Annotated in this window: 10 protein-coding genes; 8 read left to right on the forward strand and 2 right to left on the reverse strand. The window is 41.8% G+C overall.

The genetic code is table 11. The features are described from left to right. Positions 1–162 precede the first annotated feature (162 nt). Complete coding sequence (fkpA, locus tag PSI06_RS20185; RefSeq protein ID WP_004589617.1) at positions 163–909, reverse strand: FKBP-type peptidyl-prolyl cis-trans isomerase; 747 nt, start codon at positions 907–909, stop codon at positions 163–165. A gap of 204 nt (positions 910–1,113) precedes the next feature. On the opposite strand from fkpA, the gene PSI06_RS20190 reads away from it, so the two are divergent. Both PSI06_RS20190 and PSI06_RS20195 read left to right on the forward strand, forming a co-directional pair. Next, on the forward strand, positions 1,114–2,112 hold the full coding sequence (locus tag PSI06_RS20190) for a WD40 repeat domain-containing protein (protein WP_004589618.1): 999 nt from the start codon (positions 1,114–1,116) through the stop codon (positions 2,110–2,112). After that, positions 2,099–2,311, forward strand: a complete 213-nt coding sequence (locus tag PSI06_RS20195; protein ID WP_004589619.1) for a SlyX family protein — start codon at positions 2,099–2,101, stop codon at positions 2,309–2,311. The genes PSI06_RS20190 and PSI06_RS20195 overlap by 14 nt, the downstream gene beginning before the upstream one ends. 24 nt (positions 2,312–2,335) lie before the next feature. Here the strand turns inward: PSI06_RS20195 and PSI06_RS20200 are convergent, their stop codons facing one another. After that, positions 2,336–2,539 carry a YheV family putative zinc ribbon protein gene (locus PSI06_RS20200; protein ID WP_004589620.1) on the reverse strand — a complete coding sequence of 68 codons (204 nt, stop codon included), beginning with the start codon at positions 2,537–2,539 and terminating at the stop codon, positions 2,336–2,338. Between the two features lie 132 nt (positions 2,540–2,671). Between PSI06_RS20200 and PSI06_RS20205 the strand changes: the two genes are divergently transcribed. The 6 genes from PSI06_RS20205 to PSI06_RS20230 all read left to right on the forward strand — a co-directional run bounded on the left by PSI06_RS20205 (position 2,672) and on the right by PSI06_RS20230 (position 8,461). Continuing rightward, positions 2,672–4,594, forward strand: coding sequence for an ATP-binding cassette domain-containing protein (locus PSI06_RS20205; RefSeq protein ID WP_004589621.1), 1,923 nt, complete (start codon positions 2,672–2,674; stop codon positions 4,592–4,594). After that, complete coding sequence (locus PSI06_RS20210) at positions 4,578–5,000, forward strand: TIGR02444 family protein (protein WP_004589622.1); 423 nt, start codon at positions 4,578–4,580, stop codon at positions 4,998–5,000. The genes PSI06_RS20205 and PSI06_RS20210 overlap by 17 nt, the downstream gene beginning before the upstream one ends. Positions 5,001–5,698: 698 nt before the next feature. Next, entirely contained in the window at positions 5,699–5,845 is a 147-nt protein-coding gene (locus PSI06_RS20215) for a hypothetical protein (RefSeq protein ID WP_004589623.1), read from the forward strand. Positions 5,846–5,956: 111 nt separating this feature from the next. Further along, positions 5,957–6,949 carry a hydrolase gene (locus PSI06_RS20220; protein ID WP_273604745.1) on the forward strand — a complete coding sequence of 331 codons (993 nt, stop codon included), beginning with the start codon at positions 5,957–5,959 and terminating at the stop codon, positions 6,947–6,949. Further along, positions 6,946–7,200 carry a YheU family protein gene (locus tag PSI06_RS20225; RefSeq protein ID WP_004589625.1) on the forward strand — a complete coding sequence of 85 codons (255 nt, stop codon included), beginning with the start codon at positions 6,946–6,948 and terminating at the stop codon, positions 7,198–7,200. Before PSI06_RS20220 ends, PSI06_RS20225 begins: the two co-directional genes overlap by 4 nt. Positions 7,201–7,264: 64 nt before the next feature. After that, entirely contained in the window at positions 7,265–8,461 is a 1,197-nt protein-coding gene (locus PSI06_RS20230; RefSeq protein WP_273604744.1) for a dipeptidase, read from the forward strand. Positions 8,462–8,801: the final 340 nt, after the last annotated feature.

The following is an 8,801-nucleotide window of genomic DNA, read 5'->3' on the forward strand; positions in this document are numbered from 1 at the left end:
CAGCTAACTTATTACGAGCTTCCGACGAGGCGGGAAGATAGATTTTACCCTCGAAGGGTCAAACCCAAACCAAGTAAATACCCCACCAAAAAGAAAAATACCAGTCAGCTTAACTGACTGGCATTAACCGTTATGGTCCCTTTTTGCGTTATAAGCTACCGCTTATTGCGCAGGTGCTTCGTCATCTTGTATTTCAAGTAGTTCTACTTCAAAAACAAGCGTTGAGTTAGCTGGAATTTTACCTAGGTCACGATCGCCGTAAGCAAGCTCAGAAGGAATAGTGAACTTGTACTTAGACCCTACTGACATAAGCTGTAAACCTTCAGTCCAACCCGCAATTACACGGTTAAGAGGGAAAGTAGTTGGCTCGTTACGCGCATAAGAGCTATCAAACTCAGTGCCGTCTAATAAAGTACCTTTGTAATGTACTTTAACTACGTCTGTTGCTGCTGGCTTTTCGCCTTCGCCTTCGCTAAGTACTTCGTACTGTAGACCTGACTCAGTTACTGTTACGCCTTCTTTTTTAGCATTTTCTTCTAGGTATTTTTTACCTGCTTCTTTGCTTTTTTCAGACTCAACTTTAGCTTTAGCTTCTTGCTTTGCACGCACTGATGTATCTAGCTCAGTTAGCACTTCACGGATTTTTTCTTCATCGATTTTTGCATTACCAGCAAGCGCGTCTTCAAAACCACGAATTAATAGTGCTTGGTCTAGTTCAATACCAATCTCTGATTTATCAGCTAGGTCTTTATTTAAAAAGTTACCTACTGATGCACCAATACCGTATGCTTGTTGCTGCTCTACAGTGTCTAATTTAACTTCAGCTTGCTCTTGTTTTGCTTCTTGATTACAAGCTGTAAGCGCTAAAACCGACGCTGCAATCAATGACAATCTAATCGTCTTTTTCATTTTAAATCTCCGACACACTTTGCAGTTGTCATTTATTGTATTATTACTAGTTAAAGATTAACGGCCTACATGATAGGCTGCTTGTTTAATAACTAACTAAATTAAAACCTAACCTATTATAGTGATTAGACAAACACCCTAGGCCTTCAACGTGACCTAGTCTAACCTCTCAGTCACTAAGAGTTAAGAGGAAATACCTGTAATATGTCGATATTTCGTACTTTTTTAATCGCTTTTAGCTGTTTATTAGCCCTAGCTTGTAGCGATCAAAAACAGCAAGCTGCACAACGCTTTGAACACGCAGCACAGGGTGCGTTTTCCTCGGCAGTATCTAACGATGGTAAATACAGCCTAGTCTCCTCCATTCACCATGGGGTCGCCCTGTGGGATAATCAACAGCAGGTACTAAAATATCAATGGTTTCAACAGCAATCACAAGAAAGCCTAGTGTATGCTGTGGCTATTGCGTTTGATAATAGCGTGGCCGTTACCGCAGAAAAAACCACTTTTGCCGTGTGGGATATTAGCAGCGGCGAAAACCGCGGCTATTATAAAATTCAACAAGCCACTATTCGCGATATTGCGATAAGTAACCAAGGCCGCAGTGTTTTATACGGCAGAAGCGACGGCGTAGTGGTATTTTTAAACCTAGAAACCGGACGCCGCATTGAGTTTTTAGGCCACCAAGACAAAGTAAACACCGTTGATTTGTCGCCTAATGGACGCTATGCCTTAAGCGGCTCAAACGATTACGTTGCTTATTTTTGGGATACACGTACAGGGCAAGTAATTCATCGCTTTAATCACCCGACACGTGTTACCCAAGTAACCCTAGACCCACAAGGTCGCTACGCATTTACCGCAGATAGTATGAAGCAAGCACATGTATGGAAGCTGACTACAGGTGATCTTGTGAGTAAACTGGCGTATATTGCGCGTCAGAAAATTTTTACTGCGGTACGCTTTAACGAACAAGGCACATTGCTGGCCACAGGCTCGCCCAATAAGCGCGTTGACTTATGGCAGTTACCCAGCGGAGAAAAAATTCAAACTTGGCAAGTCACACCACGTGAAGGCAGTAAGCCTAAATCGGCTGTGGTGCTAGATATAACGTTTATAGATAACGGCAAGTCGTTGTTAACCGAGAGCTCGAGCGGAATTGCAGAGCACTTTACAATACGAGAAGCAAATGAACACAATTGAAAATCGTTTAATGGAGCTTGAGGCAAAAGTTGCTTTTCAAGACGAAACAATAGAAATATTAAATGACGAGCTAAAAGCACACCAACAGCAGCTTGCAAAAATGAAGCGCCAAACTGAGTTACTAGCAGAAAAACTTAAAGAAGCGCAGCAGCCGTCGCTAATGTCGCAAATGCAAGAGCCGCCTCCGCCACATTACTAAGCACCCGACAAAATAAAAACCGGGTTAATCGCCCGGTTTAAATACACCAATTACTTGTTCAAATTGGCGAGTAGATGCCTGAACAGCGTTATCGGGTTGCGCCATTTTGTGGCCACACTCTACACACTCTACTTTTTCAACATCATGTTCTCTGTATAGCATCATGGTATCCATGGCTTTACACTCAGGGCACGATGCACCAGCAATAAATCGCTTCTTTTGTCTCACAACATTTTTCCTGTGGTTTGAACTGCACATATTTTATCGTATAACTTCCTATGTTGATACGCTTGATAAGAGCAATACGTTCTATGGTATGATAGCGCCAACTTAACCAGGGCACAGTAAAGTAACGCATTCATGATCCAAATCTCAGAAATAGAACTACTTCGTGGCGGAAAAGCCTTATTAAAAAATGCCTCGGCTACTTTATTTCCTCAGCACAAAGTGGGCTTAGTTGGCGCTAATGGCTGTGGTAAATCTACCTTATTTAGTTTATTAAAATCTGAGCTGCAACTCGATGCGGGTGATTGCAATATACCGAAAGATTGGTCTATTGCTTCTGTAAAACAAGAAACCCCAGCCCTTGAAATAAGCGCCATTGATTATGTACTTCAAGGCCACCCTGAATACTATGCATTGCGCATTGCCCTGCGTGAAGCTGAGCAAACAAACGATGGTGACACCCAAGCCAAAGTACATATTCAGCTTGAAAATATTAAAGGCTACAGCATAGAGTCAAAAGCGGGCGAATTACTGCACGGCTTAGGCTTTGCTAATCACCAAATAGAAAACCCTGTAAGCGCGTTTTCTGGTGGTTGGCGTATGCGTTTAAACCTTGCACAAGCACTTATTCGCGATGCCGACTTACTATTACTCGATGAACCTACCAACCACCTTGATTTAGATGCCGTTTACTGGCTTGAGCGCTTTTTACGCGCCTACACAGGCACCTTGGTACTTATATCTCATGACCGTGAGTTTTTAGACGCCGTGGTTGATCAAATTTGGCATGTCGATAAACAGCTTATTAATGTGTACAAAGGTAATTACTCACAGTTTGAACGCCAAAAAGCAGAGCGCTTGTTACAACAACAAGCAATGTTTGAAAAACAACAAGAGCAAATTGCCCATCTTGAGCAGTTTATAACTCGCTTTAAAGCCAAAGCCAGTAAGGCCAAACAGGCACAAAGCCGTGTTAAAGCACTCGAACGTATGGAAAAGCTGGCACCTGCACATGCCGACTCACCATTTGACTTTGAGTTTGCCGAGCCAACAGCCCTGCCTAACCCGCTAATGACCCTAGATAAAGCAAAAGCAGGTTATGCCGATGTTACTATTTTAAATAATATCGCGCTAAACCTAGTTCCTGGCAGTCGTATTGCGTTACTCGGTCGTAACGGCGCGGGTAAATCAACGCTTATAAAGCTATTAGCGGGCGAGCTTGAGCCGCAAGCAGGTAAAGTGGTTCAGCACCATGGCTTAAATATAGGTTACTTTGCGCAGCACCAACTTGAATCACTTGATTTAAAAGCCAGCGCAGTGACCCATATTCAACGTTTAAACCCACAGGCCACAGAGCAATCATTGCGTGACTTTTTAGGTGGTTTTGCATTTATTGGCGATAAAGCACTTGAACCCGTGGCGCCGTTTTCGGGCGGTGAAAAAGCCCGCTTAGTGCTAGCCATGTTGGTGTATCAAAAACCCAATTTACTACTACTTGATGAGCCAACTAACCACCTTGATTTAGAAATGCGCCACGCGCTAGTAATGGCACTACAAGGCTTTGAAGGCGCCATGGTTACCGTATCGCACGATCGCCATATGCTTAAAAACACCGCCGATGAATTTTATTTAGTGGATGATGGCAAAGTCACTCAATTTGGTTACGACTTAGATGCGTATTACCAATGGTTACTCAATGCCAATAAAGAAGCCGCTAAAAGCCAGCAACCTGACGAGCCAAAAGCAAATCCAAGCGTTAACCGTAAAGAGCAAAAGCGCCTAGAAGCTGAGTTTAGAAAAGCCATTCAACCACTTAAAAAACAAATTGAAAAGCTTGAAAAGCAGCTCGATAAATTTACTGCAGAGCTTAGCGAAGTTGAAGTAGCCCTTGGCGACAACACCCTCTACAACGACGATAACAAAGCTCAGTTAAAAGAGCTAATCGCTAAGCAAGCCACGCTTACCCCTAAAGTAAACGACACTGAAGAAGAGTTACTAATGGCGCTTGAAGAAATGGAAGAAAAAGAGCAGGCCTTTGCCGATGAACTTGCTCAATAAAAACGACTTTTGGCAATTTGCCTGCGCTTTGTACGCAAAGCCTGGGCAACAACAAACCTTGCTGGCGCTACAAAACCAGCAAGGTAAAAACGTTAATTTGTGCTTATTTTTGCTGTACTTAGATTCACTTAAGCTAAGTATTAATGCCGAGCAGCTCAGTGCGTTAATAGCGTCGATTAATGAGTTTGATACGCAGGCACTTAAGCCACTGCGTTCCACACGCAAGTATTTAAAAGCCAATCAAGAAAGTATCAATGAGTATACACAAATACGCCAAGAGCTATTAAGCGCCGAATTAAAGCTTGAAAAGCAACAACAGCAAATACTGATTGATACAGCGAATAAACTTAGCTTTTTAGAAGCTGTAAAGCCAAACAATATTGAGCTGTATGTGAAAGCCACTTAGGCTGTCAGTTTTTACACCCTCTTCTAAATGCTCATTTTAAAGCCAATTAATCACAAGGAGGGTTAGAGACGCTGCGCTTTTAGAGGAAAATAAAAAACCAAGTTATTATCGCTAGAAGTATAAGCCTAGCCGCTGTTGGCTCGTGGTTATCTTTTCTCATTTACTTCTCATTCTTTTCTCTTTGTGCAAAAAAAACCTTTAAGTAATTTATTCACAAAGAGGGTTAGAGGCGCTGCGCTTTTAGAGAAAAATAAAAGCCTAGTTATTATTGCTAGAAATATAAGCCTAGCCTCTGCTGGCTTGTGGATATATTTCCTCACTTACTTCTCATTCTTTTCTCTTTGTGCAAAAGCTCTTTAAGCCAATTAATCACAAAGAGGGTTAGAGACGCTGCGCCTTTAGAGAAAAATAAAAACCAAGTTATTATTGCTAAAAATATAAGCCTAGCCTCTGTTGGCTCGTGACTATCTTTCTCATTTACTTCTCATCCTTTTCTCTTTGTGCAAAAAATCTTTAAGCCGATTGATTCTTCAAAGCCTATAGGTGCTGCAGTAGAAACTGAATAGCCCCTAAAACATGATCTACATCAACTTTACTTGGTTACTTTTTCCACGCAGGGAAATAGTTTGATCTCGATCACATTATGCTTTGCAAAGTCACTTTATGATGTCTCCATCAACTGAACGAGGAGATTAATCATGAACGTATTCTTTAGAGACTTTTTTAGCGACCCTGTTTTATTTATGTCTTTTGGGATTTTAGGCGTAGTGATTTCTCTTTGCCTATTTTACGCTTTTTACTTTATTAAAAAAATTAGCGAGGCTGAAGTTCCCGAGCATCATTAAGCACGACGCACAAAGCGCCTACTCAGGTTACTGATTAGGCGCTTTTTATTTTATAAAGCGAAAAATTTGGTACACTAACGTTTCGTTTTTTTCATAGTGCGTAGTACAAACATGATCAATAAGTTTAAACCAGCATGGTGGATGACCAATCGTCACGTTCAAACCATAATGCCGCGTTTCTTCCGTCCATTTCACAATACGTCCTACGAACTTGAGCAACTTGATACGCCCGACGGCGATTTTATTGAACTTGCATGGTCGCTGCCTCATAATGAAAACGCTCCCCTTGCTGTGGTTTTACATGGTCTTGAAGGCAACATAAATAGCTTTTATGCCAAAGGCATGATGAAAGCCTTAAAAAAGCAAGGTTATGCCGTAGTACTTATGCACTTTAGAAACTGCTCAAGTGAAGTTAACCGCTTACCGCGTGCTTATCATAGTGGTGATACCGCCGACTTAACTTTTTTTATAAATCATTTAAGGGAGCAATTCCCCAGCCGCCCTATTATGGCTGTTGGTTTTTCGTTAGGGGGCAATGTACTGGCTAAATACCTAGGCGAAGAGCGTGAAAACTGCCCGTTAAGTGCTGCAGCCGTGGTTTCGGCTCCTTATGATTTATCATCATCAAGCGATGTTATTCGTAAAAGCTTAGGCAAAATTTACCAAAAGTACTTGCTCGATAGAATGAAAAAATCAATGCAGCGTAAATTGCCACAAATTAAGCAGCAAATACCTATTACCTCTGAGCAGTTAATGAAAATTGACGATTTACTAGAGTTTGATAATCAACTAACCGCTCCACTGCATGGCTTTGAAAACGCGCACGATTACTATCGCCAAGCCAGCGCAATGCCTTACTTAAAGCATATTGCGATTCCTACGTTAATAATTCATGCCAAGGACGACCCAATGTTGTCGATTAAAGCTGTGCCAAGTAGGCAAGATGTGAGTGAGCATGTTACCCTGAGCGTCTCTGAAAAAGGCGGCCACGTAGGGTTTATTAGCGGTAATAATCCGTTTAGGCCAGTATTTTGGCTTGAACAAGCCGTCCCTCATTATTTTGGCCAGCACGTCCCCACTAAAGCGAGCAGTAAGCAGTTATGATTATCCCTTTTGAACAACTTGATAAAGACACCCTCTATAACCTAATTGAAAGCTACGTGCTTCGTGAAGGCACCGATTACGGTGAGCAAGAAGTGAGTATTCAAAGTAAAGTAGCGCAGGTTAATCAGCAGCTTAGAAATGGTGAAGCGATGGTGTTTTTTTCTGAGCTACATGAGTCGGTCACTATTATTTCAAAAAATGAATTTAAAGCACTGCAAAGCGAAGAGCATGAAGCGCAGTCGTTTGATTAGCGCCTAACACTTGTAACTTTTGAGCTGAACGTACACAATGGCTTTTTACCCAAAGAGCCAAAACATGATAAAACTCAGCACTCTAGTGGTAGCCATATCACTAGCTTTAACACCACAAGCCTTTGCAGAGCAAGTAAAAAGCCCGTCAGACAAAGCAGTAAAACTAGCAAAAGACACTATTTTAATCGACACCCATATTGATGTACCTTATCGCATCCACGAAAAATGGGTTGATGTAACTAAAGCCACCGACGGCGGCGACTTTGACTACCCTCGCGCAGTACAAGGGGGGTTAAACACCCCTTTTATGTCGATTTATATTCCTGCTCACTTAGAATTTGAAGGCAAAGGTAAAAGCTACCAGCTAGCCAATCAAATGATTGATAGCATGGAAGCCATTGCACAGCGCGCCCCTGAAAAATTTGCTATTGCTAGCTCAACAGCGGATATAGAAGCGCAATTTGAGCAAGGCAAACTATCAATTGCTATGGGCATGGAAAATGGCTCGCCAATTGAAGGAAAAATGGAAAACCTTCAGCACTTTTTTGACCGCGGTGTACGCTACATCACGCTTGCGCACTCGCAAAGCAACCATATTTCTGACTCGTCATACGATATTCGCCGCAAATGGAAAGGTTTAAGCCCATTTGGTAAAAAGCTAATTACTGAAATGAACAACGTCGGTATGCTAATTGACGTATCACATATATCAGATGATGCGTTTTATCAGGTAATGGAGCTATCTAAAACGCCGGTTATTGCTTCACACTCTTCACTGCGCAAATACACGCCAGGCTTTGAGCGTAATATGAATGATGACATGTTATTAGCGCTTAAAAAGAATGGCGGGGTTATTCAAATTAACTTTGGCTCAAGCTTTGTAACCTCTAAAGCCGGTGCATGGTACAAAGACCTTAAAAGCACTAAAGAGACCGTTAAAAAAGAAGGCACTAAGCCAAGTAAAGACTTTGATGCAGCGTACCGCGCTAAAAACCCATTCCCGTTTGCGAGCCTTGAGCAAGTACTTGATCATATTGATCACGTTGTAGAGCTTATTGGCATTGATTACGTGGGCATTGGCTCTGACTACGATGGGGTTGGAGATTCGTTACCGATTGGCTTAAAGGATGTATCTAGCTACCCTAACCTAGTACAAGGCTTAATGGACAGAGGCTACAGCGATTCAGACATTAAAAAGATTTTAAGCGAAAATACGCTAAGGGTTTGGAAGCAAGCCGAAGCATATGCGAAAAAGCACTAAGCTGTAAGCTGTAAGCTGTAAGCTGTAAGCTGTAAGCTGTAAGCTGTAAGCTGTAAGCTGTAAGCTGTAAGCTGTAAGCTGTAAGCTGTAAGCAAGATGATATTAATATATAAACGCGGCCTTGGCCTAATGCCGATCAGTTAAGAAATATTTTAATGATCAGTTGACCGATCTTCTATAGATGTAAGAATCCGATGAGCATTTGCCATCGGATTTTTTATGAATATTAAAACAGCTTTAGACACCGCATTTAATGCCAGTACCCAATTTCATTCGTTTGAAAAACTCTCATCACTTCTAGATCCATCTATTATTGATGAGGCTTTTGTTGAAGCGGGAG

It is taken from the genome of Pseudoalteromonas sp. GABNS16E, from assembly GCF_028598715.1.
GTDB classification, from domain to species: Bacteria; Pseudomonadota; Gammaproteobacteria; order Enterobacterales; family Alteromonadaceae; genus Pseudoalteromonas; species Pseudoalteromonas atlantica.

What these genes read in the sequence shown, in the direction of transcription:
- fkpA (WP_004589617.1), bottom strand. Translation starts at nt 909, where the DNA reads ATGAAAAAGACGATTAGATTGTCATTGATTGCAGCGTCGGTTTTAGCG.
- PSI06_RS20190 (WP_004589618.1), top strand. Translation starts at nt 1,114, where the DNA reads ATGTCGATATTTCGTACTTTTTTAATCGCTTTTAGCTGTTTATTAGCC.
- PSI06_RS20195 (WP_004589619.1), top strand. Translation starts at nt 2,099, where the DNA reads ATGAACACAATTGAAAATCGTTTAATGGAGCTTGAGGCAAAAGTTGCT.
- PSI06_RS20205 (WP_004589621.1), top strand. Translation starts at nt 2,672, where the DNA reads ATGATCCAAATCTCAGAAATAGAACTACTTCGTGGCGGAAAAGCCTTA.
- PSI06_RS20210 (WP_004589622.1), top strand. Translation starts at nt 4,578, where the DNA reads ATGAACTTGCTCAATAAAAACGACTTTTGGCAATTTGCCTGCGCTTTG.
- PSI06_RS20215 (WP_004589623.1), top strand. Translation starts at nt 5,699, where the DNA reads ATGAACGTATTCTTTAGAGACTTTTTTAGCGACCCTGTTTTATTTATG.
- PSI06_RS20220 (WP_273604745.1), top strand. Translation starts at nt 5,957, where the DNA reads ATGATCAATAAGTTTAAACCAGCATGGTGGATGACCAATCGTCACGTT.
- PSI06_RS20225 (WP_004589625.1), top strand. Translation starts at nt 6,946, where the DNA reads ATGATTATCCCTTTTGAACAACTTGATAAAGACACCCTCTATAACCTA.
- PSI06_RS20230 (WP_273604744.1), top strand. Translation starts at nt 7,265, where the DNA reads ATGATAAAACTCAGCACTCTAGTGGTAGCCATATCACTAGCTTTAACA.